The organism is Tateyamaria sp. ANG-S1, from assembly GCF_000814025.1.
Taxonomy (GTDB): Bacteria; Pseudomonadota; Alphaproteobacteria; order Rhodobacterales; family Rhodobacteraceae; genus Tateyamaria.
In genome coordinates, this window is sequence record NZ_JWLL01000020.1 from 12,208 (window position 1) to 34,411 (window position 22,204).

Consider the following 22,204-nt stretch of genomic DNA (forward strand, 5'->3'; position numbering starts at 1 on the left):
GGCATGTGATGAAAAGCACATCCAAGAATAGATTTCTGCTGGCCGGCGCGTTGACGGCTATTGCAACACTTGCCGTCGCCCATGGCGATGTCGCACCGCAAGCCGTGGACACCTCGGACCTGCCCGCGATCGAAGGGGATTGGCTGACCGAGAACCCCTACCGCGCCGACAAGGTGGGCGAGGAAACCTGGCTGCGCGCCATCGAAATCGGCGCCTCGGGCTACAATCAGAACTGCGCGCGCTGCCACGGGCTGGAAGTCGTCTCGGGCGGTCTGGCACCCGACCTTCGGTTCCTTGAGGCCGAAGAATACGGCGACGAATGGTACATGGAACGCTTTGTCGAGGGCTACACCCAGAACGGCATCACCAAAATGCCCGCTTTTGGTGAGCTTCTGGGGCAAGAAGCCGCCTGGGCCATCCGCACGTATATCGAGGCGCGACCAGATGACGTTGCGATGGAAGAGGTTGCGGACGAGCTGAAAACGCTGCGTGACGAATTGGCGGGATACATCAGCGATGCCAGCGGTGCCGATGCCGACGCTCTCAAGGCGCGGCTTGGTGAAATCGCGGGCGAAATCCCGACGCTGTCCGGTGCCCCGGTGGCCGACAGCGTGGCCTTCCGCGCGGCCAACCTGATCGACGGGACGCCCGGCGCATACAAGTCGGCCTCCGAAGCCTTGACGATTGGTCTGTCTGCCGCAAACTGACGGCATGACATTTCGACAAACAATCTTCTCCCTGGTGGTTGTGGGTCTGTCCTTGGGGCAGGCCCACGCTGCTGATCCATGCGCGGATCACGTGCCGCAACCTAAGCCCCAGAACGTGGGGCGGGACATCGTGGGCAAGGAGCTGGACCAGATCCAGGACCAGGGGCACATGCTGTTCGCTGTCTACGAGGATTACCCGCCCTATTCCTGGAAAGAGAATGGCGAGCCGATGGGCGTAGACATCGAGATTGCCCGTATCATTGCCGAAGATCTGGGGGTCGATGCGCGGTTCAACTTCGTGGCTGCGGGCGAGAACCTGGATGCGGACCTGCGCAACAATATCTGGCGCGGTGCCCTGATCGGCGGACGCATCGCGAACGTAATGATGCGCATCCCTTATGACAGCGCCTTTAAGTGTCGGGTCGAGCAGGTGGTGTTCACCGGCCAATACGCGGGCGAGAGCATCGCGATTGCCTATGACAAGGCGACCTACCCCGAAGAAAAGCCGGTTCCGGCCTATTTCCGCTTCGACACTGTAGGGGTCGAGAACGATTCGATCTCTGACTTCTACCTGTCAGGTTTTGTAGGCGGTCAGCTTCAGCCAAACATCCGCCGCTTCACCACAACGGCAGAGGCGATGGAGGCGCTGAACGCAGGCGAGGTGAAGGCGGTCATGGGTCCCTTGGGAGAATTGGAGCACGGACTGAGCGACACAAGCGGTGTGCACCAGCCCCCGCTCGCAGGCTTTGCCGTCAGCCAGTGGACCCTCGGCGTGGCCGTGAATTTCCGCTACCGACCGCTGTCCTATTCCGTCGATGACGCGATCAATTACGCGCTGCAAGACGGGCGGATTCCGGCGATTTATGAGAAATACGGCCTGACCCACCAAACCCCTGAAAGATAAGCACGACTTTGGTCGTACACACTTGGTCGAATGGTGCATGGGCCCCCTGCGCCATAGGCTTTCAAACAAGCAAAAGGGGGGCATTCCATGAATCTCAGCGACTCACGTGTCATCGACGCCGACCGGGCCACGGTCTGGGCCGCGATCCTCGATCCAGAGGTGCTGAAGGCCTGCGTGCCCGGCTGCCAGGAGATGGAGGGCACGGCGGAGGAAGGCTTTACCGCGACAGTCGTGCAAAAGGTCGGCCCGGTGAAGGCGACATTCAAAGGGGCAGTCACCCTGTCGGATATGCAGGCCCCCGAGAGCGTGAACATCGCGGGCGAGGGCAAGGGTGGCGCCGCGGGCTTTGCCAAGGGCGGCGCCAAGGTGCGGCTTGAGGCGCAAGGTGACCAGACCGTGCTGCACTACGATGTCGAAGCAAAGGTCGGCGGCAAGCTCGCCCAGCTCGGCAGCCGTATTATCGATGGCTTTGCCAAGAAGATGGCGGACCAGTTTTTCAACAATTTCCAGGACCACGTGGGCGCCCCTGCGCCTGCCGAAGAACCAGAGCCGGAGACGTCAGAAGACGCACCCAAGAAGGGCTGGCTTAAGCGCCTCGTCAGCTAGGCGCGGACCAACATATCAGACATTCCAAGGGAGGAACGAATGACCAAGGTAACCATGACGGTGAACGGCAAGACCGTTTCCGGAGACGTGGAAGGACGCACATTGCTGGCGTCCTTTCTGCGCGACGATCAGGGCCTGACGGGCACGCATATCGGCTGTGACACATCGCAATGTGGCGCCTGCGTCGTGCATGTGGACGGCGTGGCCGTAAAGTCCTGCACAATGTTGGCGGCGGAAGCCGACGGTGCGACCGTTGACACCATCGAAGGGCAAGCGAATGCTGATGGCTCGCTGAATGTGATCCAGCAGGCGTTTCAGGATCACCACGGCTTGCAATGCGGTTTCTGCACACCCGGCATGGTGATGTCGGCGGCGGCCCTTCTCAAGGAGAACCCCAAGCCGTCAGAGCAAGAGATCCGCGAGTACCTCGAAGGCAATATCTGCCGTTGCACCGGCTACCACAACATCGTCAAGGCAATCATGGCGGCGTCCGGTCAGGACGTCACAGCCATCGCCGCTGAATAAGGGGAGGATAGACAATGCCCAAGGACACAGGGATTGGCGCCGCCACAGTGCGCCGCGAAGACGTCCGCTTCCTGACCGGAACCGGCGAATACACAGACGACATCACGCTGGCGAAACAGACCTACGCGGTCTTTGCTCGCTCGACCGTCGCCCACGGCACGATCAAATCCATCGACACCTCTGCCGCCGAAGTGATGCCCGGCGTGCTGGCCGTGTTCACCGGTGAAGACTTCGCCGAAGTGGGCGGCAACCCCGCTGGCTGGCTGATCAACTCGCGTGATGGTGAGCCGATGAAGGAACCCAAGCGGCCCGTCCTGGCACACGGCAAGGTGCGCCACGTGGGTGACGCCTATGCTGCTGTCATCGCCGAAACAGTGCAGCAAGCTCGTGATGCAGTTGAGGCCATCGAGGCAGATATCGAAGAATTCGACGCCATCGTCGACATGAACGCAGCCCTGTCTGGGTCCAACTATGTCCATGACGAAATCGGCACCAACCAGTGCTTTGACTGGGGTTGGATCGAAGATAATCGCGAGGCAACGGACAACGCTATCAAGAACGCGCATCATGTCACCACGCTGGAGCTGGTGAACAACCGCCTCGTCCCCAACGCGATGGAGCCGCGCGCGTCCATCGGTAGCTATAAGGCGAGTACGGGTGAATACACCCTGCACACAACCTCGCAGAACCCACACCTGACGCGGCTGCTGATCTCGGCCTTTGTCCTCGGCATCCCCGAGAACATGCTGACCGTCATCGCGCCCGACGTGGGCGGCGGGTTCGGCTCCAAGATCTATCACTACGGTGAAGAAGCGCTGGTGCTGGCGGCGGCCAAACGGCTCAATCGCCCGGTGAAATGGACGGCAGATAGGACGGAGTCGTTCCTGACCGATGCTCATGGCCGCGACCACGTGACCAAGATCGAACTGGCGCTGGACAAGGACGGAAAATTCCTCGCCTTCCGCACCGACACCAAGGCGAATGTCGGTGCGTATCTGTCGAACTTTTCGACCGCGACGCCGACCTTCCTGCACGGCACGCTGATGGCCGGGAACTACACGGTGCCGCTGGTTTATGTGAACGTGAAGGCGGTGTTCACCAACACCGCCCCTGTTGATGCCTATCGCGGTGCCGGACGGCCCGAGGCGACCTATTCCATCGAACGGGTCATCGACAAGGCCGCGCGCGAGTTGGGGATGGACCCGATCGAGCTGCGGCGCAAGAACTTCGTGAAGCCTGACCAGTATCCCTTCGCTTCTGCGGCAGGGCTGGAATATGACGCGGGCAACTACGACGCGCTCATGGACAAGATGGAAGAGGTCGCGGATGTGGCCGGCTTTGCCGCACGCCGGGCCGAAAGCGAGAAGAACGGCAAGCTACGCGGCTTTGGCGTGAACGCATACATCGAGGCTTGCGGCATCGCGCCGTCGAACCTCGTCGGTGTGCTTGGTTCTCGCGTGGGTCTCTACGATGCGGCCACGGTGCGTGTAAACGCCACTGGCAACCTGAGCGTCATGGTCGGCGCGCACAGCCACGGGCAAGGACATGAAACGGCCTTCCCGCAAGTGGTGGCCGAGATGCTGGGCATCGACCCCGCCGTCATCGACATCGTGCACGGCGACACATCCAAGATCCCCTTCGGCATGGGCACCTATGGCTCGCGTTCGCTGGCGGTCTGCGGCTCTGCCGTAGTCCGGGCCACCGAAAAGATCATCAACAAGGCCAAGAAGATCGCAGGTCATATGTTGGAAGCGTCCGAGCACGACATCACGCTCGCGGACGGCGTGTTCTCGGTCTCGGGCACCGACAAGTCGGTGACCTTTGGCGAGGTCGCGCTCAAGGCGTACATCCCCCACGAGTACCCGCTCGAAGACATCGAGCCGGGGCTGGAGGAGACGGCGTTCTACGATCCCGCGAACTTCACCTATCCCTCTGGCGCCTATGCCTGCGAGGTTGAGGTCGACCCGGAGACCGGCAAGGTAACCGTGGAGCGGATGACGGCCGTGGACGACTTCGGCAATGTCATCAACCCGATGATCGTGACCGGTCAGGTGCAGGGTGGTCTGGCTCAGGGCATCGGGCAGGCGCTGCTGGAAAACACGTCCTACGACGAGAACGGCCAACTGCTGAGCGCGTCCTACATGGATTACACCATGCCGCGCGCCGATGACTTGCCGATGTTTGCGGTGGATCACAGCCAGGGCACGCCCTGTACCCACAACCCGCTTGGGGTGAAGGGCTGCGGTGAGGCTGGTGCCATTGGTTCGCCGCCCACGGTGGTGAATGCGGTGATCGACGCGTTGCAGTCGGGTGGGAAGGATGTGACCCATATCGACATGCCCGTTTCGCCCGCCCGCGTTTGGGAAGCGATGCAATGATCTGAGAGGGCAGGACCGGGGGCCAGCCCCCGGACCCCCGGGATTTTTTGAAACAGGGAAGGGGGGAACCCACGCCCTGTTTCAGATGAAAGGACAAAAAATGTACAACTTCGATGTTGAAAAGCCGGGCACGGTTGCAGACGCCGTCGCAGCCATGAGGACAGAGGACGCGCAAGCGCTGGGTGGGGGGCAGACCCTTATTCCCACGCTGAAGCAGCGGCTTGCCAGCCCGTCCACGCTTGTGTCGCTGAAAGGCGTGGCCGAGATGCAAGGGATCACGCGGGATGGTGACAGCCTGCGCATCGGTGGGGCCACAACCCACGCGACTGTCGCAGCGGATGGCAACTACGCGGCGCTGTCGGCGCTGGCCTCGCATATTGGCGACCCTGCGGTGCGCAACCGGGGAACCATTGGCGGCTCGCTCGCTAACAACGACCCCGCGGCCTGCTATCCGGCGGCTGCTCTGGCCTCGGGTGCGACGATCGTCACTACCTCGCGCGAGATCGCGGCAGACGACTATTTCCAGGGCATGTTCGACACCGCCTTGGAAGAAGGTGAGATCATCACTGCTGTCAACTTCCCGATCCCGCAGGCGGCAAACTACCAGAAGTTCGTCCAACCTGCCTCGCGCTTTGCCTTGGTGGGTGTGTTCGTTGCCAAGTATGCAGACGGCGTGCGCGTGGCGGTCACCGGTGCTTCGAACGAAGGTGTGTTCCGCTGGACCGAGGCCGAAGCGGCGCTGAGCGCTAACTTCGCTGCCTCGGCGCTCGAAGGGCTGAGCGTTTCGGCGGACAACATGATTGCCGACCTGCACGGATCCGCCACATACCGCGCGCATCTGGTCAAGGTGATGACGGGCCGGGCCGTGGCTGCTGCAAGCTGATCCTCGGTGACATCAAACAGAGAGGGCGGGGATCATCCCCGCCCTTTTGTCATTTCAGAGTGTGATAAGGTCACCGCTCGGATCCACCAACGTGATCCGGTGCACATAGGGTTCGCGGCGCACCTGTTTCACCTGCTCAAGATCTGCCAGCACCAATCCGGTCGACAAAGCGTCGGCCATCGCAGCAGTATCTGCTTCGACTGACACAGTAGACCAGCGCGGCGACTGAACCGAATGGACGATGTGACCGTTCGGGCCGACCGGCGTTGCCATGGGGCTCGACGTGGCTACTGCCCGATTTTCGATGGTGCGCATGGCAAGCATGCCATGGATCGGATCAGACAGGCCCAACCGCCACGGCCCGCCCGTACCGCGATGCTCACCGATGTTGACCAGCGTTCTTTCAAAGCCTTGCGCCCGCAGCATGTCCGACACGAGGTCGGTCGCAAACCCCTGTGCGATGCCGTTGAAGGTGAGCGACTGTCCCGGCGCAAGCGTCACATGGGAACCCTGACATGTGACCTGATCCCATCCGATGCGCGCGTGAGCCGCCTCGACATCACCGCCGTCGACCAGCGCGCGCCAGAGGGGCTGAACCGTCGGGTCAAATAGGCCGCTGGTAACCTGATGCGCCGCATCCGCAATCCGCATCAGGTCAATAAACCGCGTGGGAACCTTCCGTGCGCCTTTGGCATTAAGCCTAGCCAGCTCCGACACCGGGTCGTAAAGCGAAAACAGCCCTTCAACCTCGGCAATCAGGGCGCGCGCCTCTTCCAATGCAGGACCGGCGATATCTGCAGGCCCATGCAATTCGATCGACACCTCGGCACCAAAGGCCCGACCCGTCCACGCATGCCGTTGCGCCAACGCAGGTGTGGCAGCGAAACAAGCGGCAACAGCCAGGAAACGACGTCGAACCATCATTCCGCGGCCATCCCCAGCTTGCGCCCCTTCGCGGCGAGGACCAGCGGCACGCATTTGCGTTCATCCTCGTGAATCGTCACGCAATCCAGACACTGGAAGCACTCCGAATACTGGACCTCGCCTGTCTTCTTGATGGCGCCGTAGCTGCACTTGACCTTGCACAACTGACAGGGCGAGCCACACTCGGCCCGCCGCGCGATCCAGTCGCGGCCCCGCACCAGTCCACCTATCGCCATGACCGCACCCAGTGGGCAGAGGTAGCGGCAAAACCCTTTGAACAGGACCATCGACAGGAGCAGCAGTGCGACGGCATAGACGACATAGTACCATTCGCGGATAAAGAAGGTCGTGATGGCCGTCTTGAACGGCTCCACCTCGATCGCCTTGTCCAGCGCGGCGGGCGCTGTGACCATCAGCGTCACCAACACCGCTAGCACGACATATTTCAGGTTCTTCAATTGCGCGTCCCAGAACGCATTTGGCTCGATTTGCGGCAGGCGCAGCAGGCGTCCCAGATGGTTGGCGAACTCTTGCAACGCACCGAACGGGCACAGCCAACCGCAAAATAGCCCCCTGCCCCACAGGACAAAGCCGAGGACTGTTACGCCCCAGACCGCCAGTGAAAACGGATCATAAAGCAGGAAGGCAAAACTGCCGCCATCGAGCACGGTGCGGCCAACGGCAAGTGGCGTCGCGATAGACAACTGCCCCTGCCCCCACCAGCCGATGAAGCCCACGACAAAGGCCAGTACACCCAAGCGCAGCGGTGTGAACCAAGGCGACCCGGCCAGACGGTTCTGCCCAAAGAGCAGCAAGGCGACAAGGCCAGCCAGAAACAAACCCAGCACCGCCAAGTCCACCGCCCGATTGCGCAGCGCATCGACCCAGGGCGGCGCTGGCTTGATGACCTCGGGACGTTTGTAAAACCGCTCGGGCGTCACATGCGGCACGTCCAGTGTAACCGATCCGATCTCGGGCTGGAAAGACCCGTGCTCGCGCAGCGCTTTGACCTTCAGCACCCACTCACTCGCCGGATCAAAGCCCAGCCGCCGGTCTGTTCGCAGGATCAGCGCCGCCCCGTCATAGACCGCATTATGCAACTCGTTCGGCAGCGCGTCGTTCAGCTCGACATAGATGTCGCTGTCGCGAAACGCGATGGGAAAGCCACCTTGTTCCGCGCTGATCAGGTTGGGCGCGGTGTTGCGCACGAACTCGTCGGTGACCAGCCCGTGCCGCCCGGCCTCGATCACCAGAACCGGCTCGTCCGTATCCGCAATCTCCATAAAGCTTTGCAGCTCTTCGAAACTGCTGGGGCTCAACACAGCCTCAGCGACGGAGGGCGCACCGATGTCGACCACCCAAAGGTCCAGATAGGTGCCGTCAGGATCATCTTTGGCCTCCGGGTCGTCATCCTCCCAAAGCGTGCCGTCAAAGGCGACATCCATGTCAGCATTCGTCACCACCTTGCGCGTGGCGATCCCCTGTTTAACCAACGCATCCCAGGTCAAATCCTCGCGATACTCCGGGTCGGGATAAGCCGGCGGACCGGATGAAATCCCACCCATCTTCTCTCGTGCGACCTGCAAGGCGGCGGCCAGAATGCTCTCGTGCGCGATCCGAACCGACGCCGTCCCCTTGGTCACGCCGTCCAGATAAACCAGCGCCGATCCGTCCCCGCCCGCGCCATAGGGCGAGCCGACAACCAGCGTGTCCGAAATCGAATGTCCACGATACTGCTTGAAAAAATCGTAAAACAGCTTCTCCGGCAGGCCGGAGACAAAGATCGGCTCGTTATGAGAGATCAGCTGCACGTCCAGAAACCGGCCGTCCAGATCCAGCACCACAAGCATGTTGATCGCCGCCCCGGAAAAGCCGGGCAGAGGCGCCATCGGCTCAGTCTCGAACACATATCCCGCCTCGGCCCCGCCCGAATTCAAAAGCTGCCAGACGCCCTGATCGTTGATCTGTTCACCAAGTGACATGGGCGGCACGATGTAGGGCTCGAGCACCTCGCGCGTCAGCGGTTCCGCCATGCTCGCGATCAGCGACATACTCCACAGTATGGCACTCAGCAGACAAGCAGATATGCGTTTGATCCCTGACATCTTGCGCAGCCTATTCCGGTGCGCCATGCGACCCTATGCGACTAAGGTCTCACCAAGGCCCGACACGCCTTTGGCGCAGGTCACATTTGTGACAGGCTTGGCCCATGAACGACGCCCGCTTCGACATCACGGCCCTCGCTCTTTCACTGCTCGGCTTGCTTGCCCTGTGGTGGGCGGTAGCGTGGCTCGGCAGCGACCCAACGGTCCTGCCCTCCCCGGCGGACGTCTGGCGCATCTTCCTCGGCGAAGTTGCAGACGGCGAGATGCAGGTCCACTTCACCGCCACGCTTTTACGGGTCGCCGCGGCCTTCTCACTCGCCATGGGTTTCGGGTGTCTGATCGGCCTAGCCATGGGGTTCAACGACGGGGTCAACCGCTGGTTTTCGGCCTGGCTGGTCGTGCTTCTGAACGTGCCAGCGCTGGTAGTGATCGTCCTGTGTTACCTCTGGATCGGCCTGAACGAAGTGGCCGCCATCACCGCCGTCGCCCTCAACAAAACAGCCATGGTCGCCGTCGCCATCCGTGAGGGTGTCCACGTACTCGACCCCAAGCTGCGCGACATGGCACAAGTGTTCCGGATGTCACCCGTGACCCGGCTGCACCACGTCATCCTGCCGCAGCTTTGGCCTTACATCGCGACCTCTACCCGCAACGGGCTCGCCATCATCTGGAAAATTGTTCTGGTGGTCGAGTTTCTGGGCCGCAGCAACGGCATCGGCTTCCAGATCCACCTCTATTTCCAACTGTTCGAAACGGGATACGTACTGGCCTATGCGCTCAGCTTCGTTGCCTTCATGCTGCTCTTGGAATTCACACTTCTGCGCGCGATGGAGGTCCGCGCCACCCGCTGGCGCCAGCGCACGGCTTAGAACAGCAGGTTGCAGCCCAGCGTCCGGTTCATCGCCGCGATCAACTCGTCCACCGTCTCAGTCCCAACATATTCCCCGCCCGTCTGGTTGGCGAGGCACTGGGCCACGCTGACCGAATTCAGGTAATCGGTATCCCCTTCCGTCTCCCAACCGAAATGCTCACCCCGAACTTTGAAGCCAATGACATGGACCGTCAGCGCGGTGCCTGAAAGCTGCGCTGCCAGCGCACAGGTTTGCCCGCCACAGGTTTCCTTGCCATCGGTGACCAGAACAACGGTCCCCGGTTTCTTCGGCGACCCTAGGGTTTTGGCCGCCAACGCCACGGCTTCGGTCAATGCCGTGCGCCCCTCCGGCTGCAAATTCTCGACGGCAGCAATCACGGCCTCCGCCGCACCAGCGCGCGGGCCAAAGCGTAACTCAATCCCCGAACACTCACCCACACCGCCCGCGCCGCCGGGGCCATAGACGATCAACCCGATGCGTCGGAATTGCTCCACCTGCGGCATCACGGTCCGCATGGCCCTGCGCGCTTCAAAAATGCGCGGTTCGTCAATCTGGTTGAACCCCATTTCCGCCATGGAGCCGGAGCCATCGAACACGATCATCGCGTCATCCGTGCAGTCGGCATGCGCAGCGGTGGACACAAGAACTGCCGCAATGCCAAGCGTCGCTGCAATCCTCTGTCTCATGCCAGCCCCCCTACCGCCGATACACAAACGCGGGTGCAGCAACCTCCTGCACCTCTTCCACCAATAGCGCATCCAGTGCCGCGCGTCCCGGTGACTTGGTGCACACCGGATCGGGGGCGGCGGCATCGCCCAGTAGCGCCATCGCCTGACACCGGCACCCGCCAAAATCAATGTCGCGCCGGTCGCAGGACTGGCATATGGAAGGCATCCAATCGGTGCCGCGATAGGCGTTGAAGGCATCACTTTTATACCAGATGTCCGACAGCGCCCGATCCGTCACCTTTTCGAACCGCAAATGCGGGATAGTCTCTGCCGCGTGACACGGAAGTACGGTGCCGTCCGGTGTGACGTTCAGGCCCGTCGATCCCCACCCGTTCATGCAGGCCTTGGGAAAATCGGAGTAGTAATCCGGCGGCACAAAGTCGATCACCAGCCGGCCCTTAAGCGTCTCAATGGCCCGCGCCACCGTCCTCTTGGCCGTCTCGACCTGCTCCCTGCTGGGCTGCAACACCGCACGGTTGATCAGCGCCCAACCCTGGAACTGCACGCACGCCACTTCGATCCGCCGCGCGCCCAGGCGCAGCGCCATATCGATGGTCTGCGGCAGATCATCCAGGTTATCGCGGTGCATCACAGCGTTTAGGGTCAGGGGAAAGCCGATGTCCGCGATGATCTCGGCCACGTGCATCTTGCGGTCAAACCCGCCTTTGTACCCGCCGATGCGATCAGCCATGGAAGCGTTTACGCCCTGCAAGGACAGCTGCACATGGTCGAGACCCGCATCATCCAACTCACGCAACCGTCGTTCGGTCAGCCCGATGCCCGAGGTGATAAGATTCGTGTAAAGCCCCGCCTCACGCGCTGCGATGACCAAGCCCACCAAATCACGCCGGGACGCAGGTTCACCCCCTGACAGATGCAATTGCAGAACACCCAAGCGCGCCGCTTGCTGGAACACATCGGCCCAAGCCTCGGTACTCAACTCGCTCTCTTTGGCCAACAACTCCGTCGGGTTCGAGCAATAAGGGCACGCGAGGGGACAGCGATGCGTCAACTCGGCCAGCATTGCCATGGGGGGATCAACGCGGACGGACATGCACCATCCCCCGGTCCCGCAAATCCTCGACAAAGGCCGTCACATCCGGCGCGATGGCGTCCAAGGGGGCGTCATAGATCTGCGCCAGATCGGCTGAAATCTCGGCCAGACTCGCTTCGCCATCGAGCCGCCCAACCACAGCCTTGCCCACCTGATCCAACACCAGCACCCGTTCTGGCCCAAGGATCACGTCGACATTCCGCACCGCATCAAACTGAGTGCGCACGCCGCGCGGCAGGTATGGGACGTCGTCCTGCGTCACCGCGCCAACCCCTCGCCCGGTTGCCAGCCACCGGGCGGAATGCGCCCCGGCTCCACATAGGCCGACCAAAGCGCATCGAGCTGCGCCCAAAGCACCTCGGTCTTGAAGGTCAGCGCGCGGACAGCAGCATCCTGATCGGCCTTGGTCACGGCGTGATCCATCACCCAGCCAAGGCCAAACGCCACATCCTTCGGCGCCTCGCTCAACCGGTTCTGGAAGTAAGACAACGTTTCGGAATTGGCGAACTCATAGTGCTCCAGCAACCCCGCAATCCGGTTCTTGTGAATGGCGGGGGCGAAGAGCTCTGTGAGCGATGAGGCCACCGCCGGCAGCAACGGCTCGTCCCGCACGAAGCGCACATACGCGTCCACGGCAAAGCGCGTCGCAGGCAGTATCCCGACCTCGGAAGCGACATAATCCGGGTCTAGCCCCACGCCCTCGGCCAGCTTCAACCAGCGGGCAATACCGCCCTCGCCCGGAGCCGAGCCATCATGATCCTCGATCCGCGACCGCCACGACCGACGCAGCGCCGGGTCGTTCACGCGCGACATGAAGGCCGCGTCCTTCATCGGGATCCGCGTCTGATAGTAATAACGATTGATCACCCAAGCCCGCACCTGATCAGGCGTACAACCGCCGGAGTGCAGCTTGTGATGAAACGGATGCTTGTCATGATACTGCGCCTCGCCCACGGCGCGCAGCCGTGCCTCAAAAACCTCAGGGCTGTCCGGCATGTCCATCACAGCGCAATCTCCATCCCGTCAAAGGCAATGTCCCACCCTTTGGCCGTTACTTCCGCACGCTCCGGGCTGTCCGGCTGCAGGATCGGGTTCGTGTTGTTGATATGGATGAACACTTTGCGGCCTTCCACACCCGATAAACGCTCAAGACTGCCCAGCTCACCGTTCAGCGGCACGTGGCCCATCCGTGCGCCCGTTTTCTCTCCGGTGCCGGTGCGCTGCATGTCATCATTGTTCCATACGGTTCCGTCAAAGAGCAGCAGATCAACACCGCCTAAGCGGTCGAGCAGCCAATCCGGAATAGCCGCACAGCCTGGTACATATGCTGCCCGCGACGTCCCGCTATCCAAGAGCAACCCCACGGTCTGCTCCCCCACCTCTTCCAGGTTCAGCGTATCGCCTTCCAGGAACAAGGCCACCTTTCCCGGCACCGCAAAGGGCGTGATGGTCAGGCCACGCACCGGCTCGAATGGCATATCCAACGCAATCTGATGCTGCGCCACAAGCGCCGGGTCCAGCACCCCAAACACCGAATTCGACCTCAGAATATCCAAGCCCGCAGATGTCGCATAAACATCAAACTCGGTCTTCTCCCGCAGGGTCAGCAGGCCCGCAATGTGATCAATATCCCCATTCGTCAGCACCACCGACACAATCGGCGAGCCGCGCAGTTCGGGCGGGTGCATCGCGGCACAAGCGTCCACCTGCGCCCGGATATCAGGCGAGGCATTCAGCACGACCCAAGCCGTCCCGTCCACCGACACCGCAACCGACGATTGCGTCATGCGTGGGATCACCCCGGCACGCGCATCGGCGCAATTGCGGCAGCCACAATTCCATTGGGGCAGCCCCCCACCGGCGGCTGCCCCAAGAACAATCAGTCTCATGAACTGAAAAGTGGTTTAGATCACGTCACGCTCGGCGCCGCGGTCATCATCTTCACCGGGGCCATACATGTTGATCTCCATGCCGCACTTCACTTCGCGCGCCTTGGGTTTTGTCCATGCCATTGCAGATTCCTCCTCTTTCACTCAGCCAAGATAGCGTCGCACCCCGCACCACCATATGCGACTTTAGCCCTAGGCCGTTCACAATCACTCGAGCCAAGCCGCCATGCGGCGATCAATGGTCTTGCGCGACACGCCCAAACGGCGGGCCGCCTCGGCCCGGTTGCCATCGCACAGATCCACCATGCGCAGGATGTGGCGCTGCACCACCAGCTCCAGGTTCTCGATGGCCTGCGCGCCGGTGACGGTCCCTTCGCCCGCAAATTCCTCGGGAAAGGCGCCAAGGATCACGGATCGCTCAATCATGTTGCGCAGCTCCCGCACATTGCCCGGCCAGTCGTAGCGCCGCAGCTTCAGCAGTGTTTCCTCGTCCAACTCCAGCGACGGCATGGCAAGCGAGGCCGAAAACTGCGCCATGAAATGCGCGGCCAGTTCGACGATGTCGTCCATCCGGTCCTTTAGCGGCGGCATGTCGATCTTGACCACATGAATGCGGTGATAAAGGTCCGCACGGAAGCGACCCGCCGCCACCGAGGCTTCGATGTCGTCATTTGTAGCGAACAGGAAGCGGACATTGAGCGGAATCTCACGCTCTGCCCCGACCGGGCGCACCTTCTTGTCCTCAAGCACACGCAACAGAGCAGCCTGCACCGTCTCGGGCATCTGCGCAATTTCATCGAGCAGCAGCGTGCCGCCATCGGCCAGCAGCAGAAGCCCCGGCTTCAACCGATCTTCCGACTCGACCACGCCAAACAATTCCTCGGCAAAACGATCCGGCTGGATCGTCGCGCAGTTCACAGGAACAAAGGGCGCTTCCGCCCGGTCCGACAGGTCGTGTAGGTGCCGCGCCGCCATCTCCTTGCCCGTGCCGCTGGCCCCGGTGAACAGCACCGGCGTGGGCAAGGGGGCCAACCGCGCCAGCATCGCGCGCACATCTTCCATAGGTTCGGAATTGCCCAACAGCTTGCCATGCCCCTGGCCCGAAGACAGCTCACGCCGCAGCAAGGTGTTGTCGCGCTGCAAATACTTCCGGTCCAACGTTCGCGCCACAGCGCTCAGGATCTGGTTCGCCCGAAACGGCTTCAGCACAAAATCACTCACACCCGCCCGCAGCGCTGCAATCGCCGTCTCAAGATCAGCATAGGCGGTGATCAGGATCGCATCGGCAAAGAACCCCTTGCGCTTCTGCTCCGTCAGCCAATCCAGCCCCGTGCCCCCCGGCATCAGGTTGTCGAGGATCACCAAATCATACTGCGCCTCGTCCAGTGCCTTGGTTGCCTGCGCGGGCGAGCCCACGGCATCGACGCGCTTCACGCGGGTCTCAAGCGTTTTGACCAGGAAATGGCGCATCCCCGGCTCGTCATCGATGACCAGCACCTTCGCGCCAGCCAGCGACTTGCCGTAAATGTCCGGAGTGGAACGAGGCGCGTTCATGCGTTCAATCCAGCCTCACCGCATCGCCCGAGCCAACGGCCCCTGCCGTCAGACCCAGCTCCTGCAAGCCAAAATACGCTCCCACCGAAATCACGATCATCACGGCAAAGCCCATCATCATGGCCTTCATTCTCTACTCCTTGTTCGTTGCTCCGCGCAGGTACGCGATCAAATCGGCGCGGTCCTGCGGTGCGGCAATCACCTGCATCGGCATTTTTGAGCCGGGGATATAGTGATCCGGCCCCTCGTCAAACAGCGCGTCAATGGTGGTGTCGTCCCACACTATGTCCGACCCGTCGAGCGTTGGCGAGTAGCGATAGCCCGGCACCACCCCCGCCTTGCGCCCAAACACCCCATGCAACGTTGGCCCCGCCTTGCGCGACGGGCCATCCTCAAGACTGTGGCAGATCGAGCATTTGCGCATGAACTGCCGTTCGCCGTTGCTCATCGTCTCGGCATCGCGCAGGAAGCTGCGCGTCTCGCCCCCTGCAGGATCATATGTGTCCAGCAGCGCCACCGGCCAAGCATAGATCACGTCGTCGATCCCCCCGGCATGGATCACAGTCCCGTCGGTCGAAAAGGCCAACGCCCAGACCGGCCCCTGCCGCATCGCGCGAAAGTCGCGGGTGATGCGCCAGTCATTCGTGTCCACCATCATGATGTGGCCCTCGCCATCGCCAATGGCAAGTTGCCCGGTCTGCACGTGGTGGTCCATCGACAGGATCGGACGGCGGTCTAAGGTGAAATCATAGAGCGCTTCACCCGTCTCCGCATCAATCACCCGCGTGCCGCCATCGACGGCGCCATAGGCCAGCCAGCCATCGCCCACGATCAGCCTGTTCACCCCGAACCCATGCCGCACCAACGGGCGCGGCGTGTCGCGGGTGGCCATTTCATAGCGCAGCACATCACCCTTGGACGTCGCCGCATACAGAAACGCACCATCCGCAGAATAGGCAACCGCGTTCACCCCGGCACCGGGATAGGGCAGCGTCTCTGCCTCCCCTGCCCCAAGCGGCCACAGCACGATGTCCCCATCCCACGACCCAGCAGCTACTGCTGCCCCATCGGGCGACGGGGCAAGCGACGTCACCTTGCCCTTGTGCTGGCCGATCTTGCGCGGGGTCTCACCCCAGTGCCAGACGGCGAAATCGTCACCGCCAGTCACAAGCGCACCGTTCATAGCTTCAGAGATAGCTGTCACAGCAGCATCATGACCCTCAAGCCACGCTGGCACCGCACCGTCCCATACCCCGACAGAATTGTCGAAACTGGCAGACGCAAGCGTGCCATCCCCGGTCACGATCAGCCCCATCACGGGTCCGCCGTGGCCTTTATATGTGGTAAATTCCTGTGCCCCGACCGGCAGGGCAAGGCACAGAAACAGGCTACTCAGCAGGCGTCGCATCTTTGGGCGCGGCCTTGTCCTTTGCCTGCAATTCCTCCAGCCACAGCGAGTGGTGCTGGCGGGCCCAGGCCTCGTCCACCTCGCCCGACCCCATCGCGTCATACGCACCTTCCATGCCGACCGACCCGATGTAGATATGCGCGATGATGATCGCCATCAGCACGAACGCGACGATGGCGTGCCAGGCTTGGGCGTACTGCATCTCTTCATGCGGGGCCATCGCCGTGGGCAGCGGCCCATAGATCGGCAGGCTCTCGATCCCGACGCTGCGCATCAGGTCAAAGGTTTTCATGAACATCGGGAATTCGAAGGGGAAGAGCAGCGACACGCCAGACAGAGAAATCGACCCCCCGAGCAGGATCACCGACCAGAAGATGATCTTCTGTCCGCCATTGAACTTCTTGGCGGGCGGGTGCTTCGACCCGACGATACCACCCGCTTGGGCAAACCACGTAATGTCGGTGCGGTTAGGGATATTATGCCAGACCCACATGACAAAGATGGCGACCAGAGCGACCATAAAGGCCCAGGCGACATTGTTGTGGATGTATTTCGATACCATCAGCAGCGTCGCATTGAATTCCTTGGAAATATACGGCGCGATGAACATCCGACCGAACAGGGTCAGCAGCCCGGTGATACCCAGCAGAATAAACGACCCCGCCAGCAGCCAGTGCGCCGCGCGTTCAAAGCTCTTGAAGCGGGTGACAGTGCGCCCGGTCTTTTCATAGTCCAGCTTCACCTTGCCGCGCAGGACGAAGAAGACAAGCAGCAACGCAATCGTCCCAAGCAGCAGGTAACCACCATAGGTCGCCAGCGGCCCCTTGCGGAACTCCAGCCAGCCCATGCCACCATCCTGCACCAGAACAGTGGCCACCTCACCGCCCGACGACACGGTGATGTCAGCCGACCCGTAGCGCAACGCACGCCACAGGTCGGGGTCGGAAGAACCACCCAACGTGCCAAGCTGCCCCGACAGATCGCGGGCCTTGCTTGCGGCATCGCCGGTCTTCGGCGCCACCTCTTCCCCGCGCTGACGGGCCAGGATGTCTTCGAGCGTTTGCGCCCCGCCAGTGGCGGAGCGGTCAATTGTTTCTTGCGTCTCTTGAGCGGCGGCATAAGGCGCTGCAAAGGGCATCAGCCCCAGGCAAAGCACCAAAACCAGAAATGCGCGTAGCATGTCATGTATCTCCATATGCCGCGCAAGGACGCGGCGTTAGCTGTCGATGCTGATCAACTCGATGGTGAAATTCAGCACTTCGTTGGGGCCAATCGCCTGACCCGCACCTTGGGGGCCATAGGCAAGCTCGGACGGAATCCAGACCTCCCACTTGGCACCCGGTTTCATAAGTTGCAGGGCCTCCTGCCAGCCCTGAATGACGCCGTTCACGGGAAAACTCGCAGGCTCCCCACGCTCGATCGAGCTGTCAAAGACGGTCTCGTCCAGCAGACGGCCCTCATAGTGCACAGTCACGGTGTCGGTCTCGGCCGGGGTTTCGCCTGTGCCTTCCTCGACCACCTGATATTGCAGGCCGCTGTCGGTTGTGGTGACGCCATCACGCGCGCCGTTTTCTTCTAGGAATTCCGTATTCTCGGACAGCTTCGCCTCAGACGCGCGGGCATTCAGTGCCTCGAACGCAGCAACAATCGTTTCCTGATCCAGACGCGGATCGGCACCCGCCTCGACGTCCGCAATGCCCTGCACAAAAGCGTCGAGGTCAAAGTCCAACTCATCATTCTGAGCCAGGTTTTCGCCGATCTGGAGGCCAAGCCCATAGCTGACACGGGAATCCACGGACTCAAGAGCTGGCGTATCCTGCGCCACAAGCGGAGCGGCAGACAAAAGCAGGGCGCTGACAGTCAGCGCAGAGGTAAGACGATGCATGGTGAACCTTTCACGATAAGAAAACATCATGACGCCGTTGCTAGTCCCTGCATGGGTCAAACCCAAATCAACAGAAGCGGAGCGCGCGAAACCTCGCTGCACACCGGTGCGGAAACGGGCATGCGCCCGCTGTTAAGTCTTGTGAGTGCCCGGACGACCTTGCCGTCGTCCGGGCCAGAGGGGATCACCGTGGCTGGCTAAGCGCACTGGCCAGTGATCCCCCGTCGCTTAGCCGTCCTGACGGCCGTAGGCAGAGCCCCAACCCCAGGCGCCGGAGCCGAAGCCACGCGCCACGACGCGCTCGCGGTAGATGGCCGACACAACGTCGCCGTCGCCAGCGAGCAGTGCTTTTGTCGAACACATCTCGGCGCAGATGGGCAGCTTGCCCTCTGCGATCCGGTTGCGCCCGTACTTGGCGAACTCGGCGGTCGAGTGGGTCTCTTCGGGGCCACCAGCGCAGAAGGTACATTTGTCCATCTTGCCGCGGCTGCCAAAGTTGCCGGCCTGCGGGAATTGCGGCGCGCCGAAGGGGCACGCATAGAAGCAATAACCACACCCGATGCAGAGGTCCTTGGAGTGCAGAACCACCCCTTCCTCGTTCTGGTAAAAGCAGTCTACCGGGCAGACCGCCATACAAGGTGCATCAGAACAGTGCATGCAGGCCACGGAAATCGACCTCTCACCGGGATCACCATCATTGATGGTGACCACGCGGCGACGGTTGATGCCCCAGGGCACTTCATGCTCGTTCTTACAGGCCGTGACACAGGCGTTGCATTCAATGCAGCGCTCGGCGTCGCATAGGAACTTGGCTCTCGCCTGTCCTCCTAATGCCATGTCGTCTCCTCCTTACGCTGTCCAGATTTTGCAGAGAGTCGCTTTGGTCTCCTGCATCTGGGTTACTGAATCATAGCCATAGGTCTGGGCGGTGTTCGTGGATTCACCCAGCACGTAGGGGTCAGCCCCCTCCGGATACTTGCTGCGCAAATCCTCGCCCTGGTAATGACCACCGAAGTGGAAGGGCATGAAGGCCACGCCTTCGCCCACCCGGTTGGTGACCATCGCCATCACCTTGACCTTGCCGCCTTCGGGCCCTTCGACCCAGACCTGCGCACCGTCCCGCACACCAAGGTTGTTGGCGTCACGCGGGTTGATCTCGATGAACATGTCCTGCTGCAGCTCGGCCAGCCACGGGTTCGAACGGGTCTCGTCCCCGCCGCCCTCATACTCGACCAGACGGCCAGAGGTGAGGATGATCGGGTAGTCCTTCGAAAAGTCCTGTTTCTGGATCGACGCATACAAGGTCGGCAGCCGGTAGGCATGACGGTCCTCGTATGTCGGATAATCCGCAACAAGATCCCTGCGGTTGGTATAGAGCGGCTCGCGGTGCAGCGGCACCGGATCGGGGAAGGTCCACACGACCGCGCGGGCCTTGGCGTTCCCGAAGGGCGCACAGCCATGCTTGATCGCCACCCGCTGAATGCCGCCCGACAGGTCGGTCTTCCAGTTGGTCTTGGGTCCCGCGATGGCGTCGATGGTCGCCCGCTCTTCGTCGGTCAGGTCACCGTCCCAGCCAAGATCCATGAGCATCTGCATCGTGAATTCAGGATAGCCATCCTGAATTTCCGACCCAACACTGTAGACCCCTTCGGCCAGCAGGTTGTCACCGTCCCGTTCCACACCGAAACGCGCGCGGAAGGTGAGACCACCTTCGGCCACAGGCTTCGACATGTCATAGAGGTTCGGCGTGCCCGGGTGCTTCATGTCAGCTGTGCCCCATGCGGGCCATGGCATGCCATAATAGTCACCGTCGGCAGGACCCCCGATGGCTTGCAGCGTCGTCCGGTCGAACGTGTGCTGATTGGCCATGTGGGTCTTGATCCGCTCAGGGCTTTGACCGGTGTAGCCGATGGTCCACATGCCGCGATTGATCTCGCGCAGCGTGTCCTCGGGGTTCGGGGTCAGACCATCCTCTTCCAGCTGGATGTTGCGGAACATCCGGTCGTGATAACCGAACTTCTTCGCGAACAGCGCGATGATCTCGTGATCGGGCTTGGACTCGAACAGCGGATCAATGATCTGCTCACGCCACTGGATGGACCGGTTGGATGCAGTGACAGACCCGCGCGTCTCGAACTGGGTCGAGGCGGGCAGCAGGTACACCCCATCGGTGCGGTCATGCAACACGGCGGAGACGGTCGGGAAGGGGTCGATGACAACCAGCATATCCAGCTGCTCCATCGCCTTCTTCATTTCCGTCATCCGGGTCTGCGAGTTAGGCGCGTGGCCCCACAGCACCATGGCACGGACCTTGTTCGGGTTGTCCGTGTTCTCCGGATCTTCAAGGATACCGTCGATCCAGCGCGATACCGGGATACCGCTCAGGTTCTGCAGCGCCTTTTCCTTGCCATCCGCACCGGTGGTGGTGGCGAACTGAGCGGCCAACCATTCGGGGTCTTCACCCCAGACGCGGCTCCAGTGACCCCAGGCCCCTGCCGACAGACCATAGTAGCCGGGCAGCGTGTGGGACAGAACGCCAAGGTCCGTCGCACCCTGCACGTTGTCGTGGCCGCGGAAGATGTTGGTGCCGCCACCGCTTGTGCCCATGTTACCCAGGGCAAGCTGCAGGATGCAGTAGGCACGGGTGTTGTTGTTGCCGTTGGTGTGCTGCGTGCCACCCATGCACCAGATCACGGTGCCGGGGCGGTTGTTGGCCATGGTGCGGGCCACACGTTTCAGCTGCGAACCGGGGGCGCCGGTCACACGCTCGACTTCCTCGGGCGTCCACTTGGCGACTTCATCCTTGATCTGGTCCATGCCCCAGACGCGGGTGCGGATGAACTCTTTGTCCTCCCACCCGTTCTCGAAGATGTGCCAGAGGATGCCCCAGACCAGCGCCACGTCGGTGCCGGGACGGAAGCGCACATACTCGTCCGCATGAGCTGCGGTGCGTGTAAAGCGCGGGTCACATACGATGACAGGGGCGTTGTTCTGCTCCTTGGCGCGCAGCAGGTGCAGCAGGGACACGGGGTGTGCCTCGGCCGGGTTGCCACCGATGATAAAGATCGCCTTGGAGTTGTGGATGTCGTTGTAGCTGTTGGTCATGGCGCCGTAGCCCCATGTGTTCGCAACACCCGCAACGGTGGTCGAGTGACAGATACGCGCCTGGTGATCCACGTTGTTCGTGCCCCAATAGGCCGCGAACTTGCGGAACAGGTACGCCTGTTCATTGTTGTGCTTGGCTGAGCCCAGCCAGTACACGCTGTCCGGGCCACTTTCTTCCCGGATGTTCATCATGCCGCCGCCGATCTCGTCGATGGCTTGCTCCCACGAGATACGGACCCATTCGCCGTTCTCTTTCTTCATGGGATACTTCAGGCGGCGTTCACCGTGGGCGTGCTCGCGCACCGCGGCGCCCTTGGCGCAGTGGGACCCGAGGTTGAACGGGCTGTCCCAGCCGGGCTCCTGCCCGGTCCAGACGCCGTCCTGCACCTCGGCCACGACCGTACAGCCGACCGAGCAGTGCGTGCACACCGATTTCTTCAATTCCACCTTGCCCGCTGCCGCTGTGGCAGCGTTGGCCTGGGTGACGGTTCCGCCCGTGGCGGCAATGGCCGAAAGGCCTCCGATCACCAGTCCCGATCCACGCAAAAACGCGCGCCGGTCTACCGAAGCGTTGGCTGCTTCAGTCAGGATACTTGTCCGCTGGGGGCGTCGCGCAACCCCGTTGGTCTTTTTCCTAAGCATATCGCTCTCCCTTGCTTGCACCCCCGTGTCGGGGC

22 protein-coding genes are annotated in these 22,204 nt (G+C 61.8%); 7 read left to right on the forward strand and 15 right to left on the reverse strand.

Translation table 11 applies throughout. The annotated features are described in order from the left end of the window. Nucleotides 1-8: 8 nt before the first annotated feature. From pedF to RA29_RS20400, 6 genes are all read left to right on the forward strand, one after another. Nucleotides 9-707 carry a cytochrome c-550 PedF gene (pedF, locus tag RA29_RS20375; protein WP_039689550.1) on the forward strand — a complete coding sequence of 233 codons (699 nt, stop codon included), beginning with the start codon at nt 9-11 and terminating at the stop codon, nt 705-707. A gap of 4 nt (nt 708-711) precedes the next feature. Further along, a complete protein-coding gene (locus RA29_RS20380) occupies nt 712-1,611 on the forward strand; it encodes a transporter substrate-binding domain-containing protein (RefSeq protein ID WP_039689552.1) in 900 nt (299 codons plus the stop codon). An 87-nt stretch (nt 1,612-1,698) separates the two neighbouring features. Next, on the forward strand, nt 1,699-2,217 hold the full coding sequence (locus tag RA29_RS20385) for a carbon monoxide dehydrogenase subunit G (protein ID WP_039689554.1): 519 nt from the start codon (nt 1,699-1,701) through the stop codon (nt 2,215-2,217). 39 nt (nt 2,218-2,256) lie between these two features. Next, a complete protein-coding gene (locus RA29_RS20390; RefSeq protein ID WP_039689556.1) occupies nt 2,257-2,742 on the forward strand; it encodes a (2Fe-2S)-binding protein in 486 nt (161 codons plus the stop codon). A gap of 14 nt (nt 2,743-2,756) precedes the next feature. Next, nucleotides 2,757-5,120 (forward strand): xanthine dehydrogenase family protein molybdopterin-binding subunit, encoded by a 2,364-nt coding sequence (locus RA29_RS20395; RefSeq protein ID WP_039689558.1) that lies wholly within the window; start codon nt 2,757-2,759, stop codon nt 5,118-5,120. A gap of 100 nt (nt 5,121-5,220) precedes the next feature. After that, complete coding sequence (locus RA29_RS20400; RefSeq protein WP_039689560.1) at nt 5,221-6,003, forward strand: xanthine dehydrogenase family protein subunit M; 783 nt, start codon at nt 5,221-5,223, stop codon at nt 6,001-6,003. 54 nt (nt 6,004-6,057) lie between these two features. On the opposite strand, the gene RA29_RS20405 is transcribed toward RA29_RS20400, so the two are convergent. Further along, nucleotides 6,058-6,927, reverse strand: a complete 870-nt coding sequence (locus tag RA29_RS20405) for an FAD:protein FMN transferase (RefSeq protein ID WP_052249838.1) — start codon at nt 6,925-6,927, stop codon at nt 6,058-6,060. Further along, nucleotides 6,924-8,978, reverse strand: a complete 2,055-nt coding sequence (locus RA29_RS20410) for a 4Fe-4S binding protein (protein WP_241462672.1) — start codon at nt 8,976-8,978, stop codon at nt 6,924-6,926. The genes RA29_RS20405 and RA29_RS20410 overlap by 4 nt, the downstream gene beginning before the upstream one ends. A 158-nt stretch (nt 8,979-9,136) precedes the next feature. Between RA29_RS20410 and RA29_RS20415 the strand changes: the two genes are divergently transcribed. Beyond that, the gene (locus tag RA29_RS20415; protein WP_039689565.1) at nt 9,137-9,901 is read left to right on the forward strand and encodes an ABC transporter permease; all 765 of its coding nucleotides are present in this window, start codon (nt 9,137-9,139) and stop codon (nt 9,899-9,901) included. Here RA29_RS20415 and RA29_RS20420 read toward each other — a convergent pair. The 13 genes from RA29_RS20420 to RA29_RS20475 all read right to left on the reverse strand — a co-directional run bounded on the left by RA29_RS20420 (nt 9,898) and on the right by RA29_RS20475 (nt 22,169). After that, nucleotides 9,898-10,590, reverse strand: a complete 693-nt coding sequence (locus RA29_RS20420; RefSeq protein ID WP_039689566.1) for a vWA domain-containing protein — start codon at nt 10,588-10,590, stop codon at nt 9,898-9,900. The genes RA29_RS20415 and RA29_RS20420 overlap by 4 nt on opposite strands. Before the next feature lie 10 nt (nt 10,591-10,600). After that, nucleotides 10,601-11,686: a pyrroloquinoline quinone biosynthesis protein PqqE gene (gene pqqE, locus RA29_RS20425; protein ID WP_039689568.1), complete on the reverse strand. Its 1,086-nt coding sequence runs from the start codon at nt 11,684-11,686 to the stop codon at nt 10,601-10,603. Further along, nucleotides 11,670-11,948 (reverse strand): pyrroloquinoline quinone biosynthesis peptide chaperone PqqD, encoded by a 279-nt coding sequence (gene pqqD / locus RA29_RS20430; RefSeq protein WP_039689570.1) that lies wholly within the window; start codon nt 11,946-11,948, stop codon nt 11,670-11,672. Before pqqD ends, pqqE begins: the two co-directional genes overlap by 17 nt. Beyond that, nucleotides 11,945-12,682, reverse strand: coding sequence for a pyrroloquinoline-quinone synthase PqqC (gene pqqC / locus RA29_RS20435; RefSeq protein WP_039689632.1), 738 nt, complete (start codon nt 12,680-12,682; stop codon nt 11,945-11,947). The genes pqqD and pqqC overlap by 4 nt, the downstream gene beginning before the upstream one ends. Before the next feature lie 5 nt (nt 12,683-12,687). Continuing rightward, entirely contained in the window at nt 12,688-13,575 is an 888-nt protein-coding gene (gene pqqB, locus RA29_RS20440; protein WP_039689572.1) for a pyrroloquinoline quinone biosynthesis protein PqqB, read from the reverse strand. Between the two features lie 15 nt (nt 13,576-13,590). Further along, entirely contained in the window at nt 13,591-13,698 is a 108-nt protein-coding gene (gene pqqA / locus RA29_RS20445; protein WP_076630733.1) for a pyrroloquinoline quinone precursor peptide PqqA, read from the reverse strand. Nucleotides 13,699-13,782: 84 nt separating this feature from the next. Then, entirely contained in the window at nt 13,783-15,129 is a 1,347-nt protein-coding gene (locus RA29_RS20450; RefSeq protein WP_039689575.1) for a sigma-54 dependent transcriptional regulator, read from the reverse strand. A 4-nt stretch (nt 15,130-15,133) separates the two neighbouring features. Then, a complete protein-coding gene (locus tag RA29_RS23810; protein WP_255450674.1) occupies nt 15,134-15,259 on the reverse strand; it encodes a hypothetical protein in 126 nt (41 codons plus the stop codon). A gap of 3 nt (nt 15,260-15,262) precedes the next feature. Continuing rightward, on the reverse strand, nt 15,263-16,537 hold the full coding sequence (locus RA29_RS20455) for a c-type cytochrome (RefSeq protein WP_039689577.1): 1,275 nt from the start codon (nt 16,535-16,537) through the stop codon (nt 15,263-15,265). Beyond that, nucleotides 16,518-17,717 (reverse strand): formate dehydrogenase subunit gamma, encoded by a 1,200-nt coding sequence (locus tag RA29_RS20460; RefSeq protein WP_039689634.1) that lies wholly within the window; start codon nt 17,715-17,717, stop codon nt 16,518-16,520. The genes RA29_RS20455 and RA29_RS20460 overlap by 20 nt, the downstream gene beginning before the upstream one ends. Before the next feature lie 36 nt (nt 17,718-17,753). Next, nucleotides 17,754-18,422, reverse strand: coding sequence for an FKBP-type peptidyl-prolyl cis-trans isomerase (locus RA29_RS20465; protein WP_082029650.1), 669 nt, complete (start codon nt 18,420-18,422; stop codon nt 17,754-17,756). 228 nt (nt 18,423-18,650) lie between these two features. Continuing rightward, entirely contained in the window at nt 18,651-19,259 is a 609-nt protein-coding gene (fdh3B, locus tag RA29_RS20470) for a formate dehydrogenase FDH3 subunit beta (protein WP_039689579.1), read from the reverse strand. 12 nt (nt 19,260-19,271) lie between these two features. Then, nucleotides 19,272-22,169 (reverse strand): formate dehydrogenase subunit alpha, encoded by a 2,898-nt coding sequence (locus RA29_RS20475; RefSeq protein ID WP_039689581.1) that lies wholly within the window; start codon nt 22,167-22,169, stop codon nt 19,272-19,274. Between the last annotated feature and the right edge of the window lie 35 nt (nt 22,170-22,204).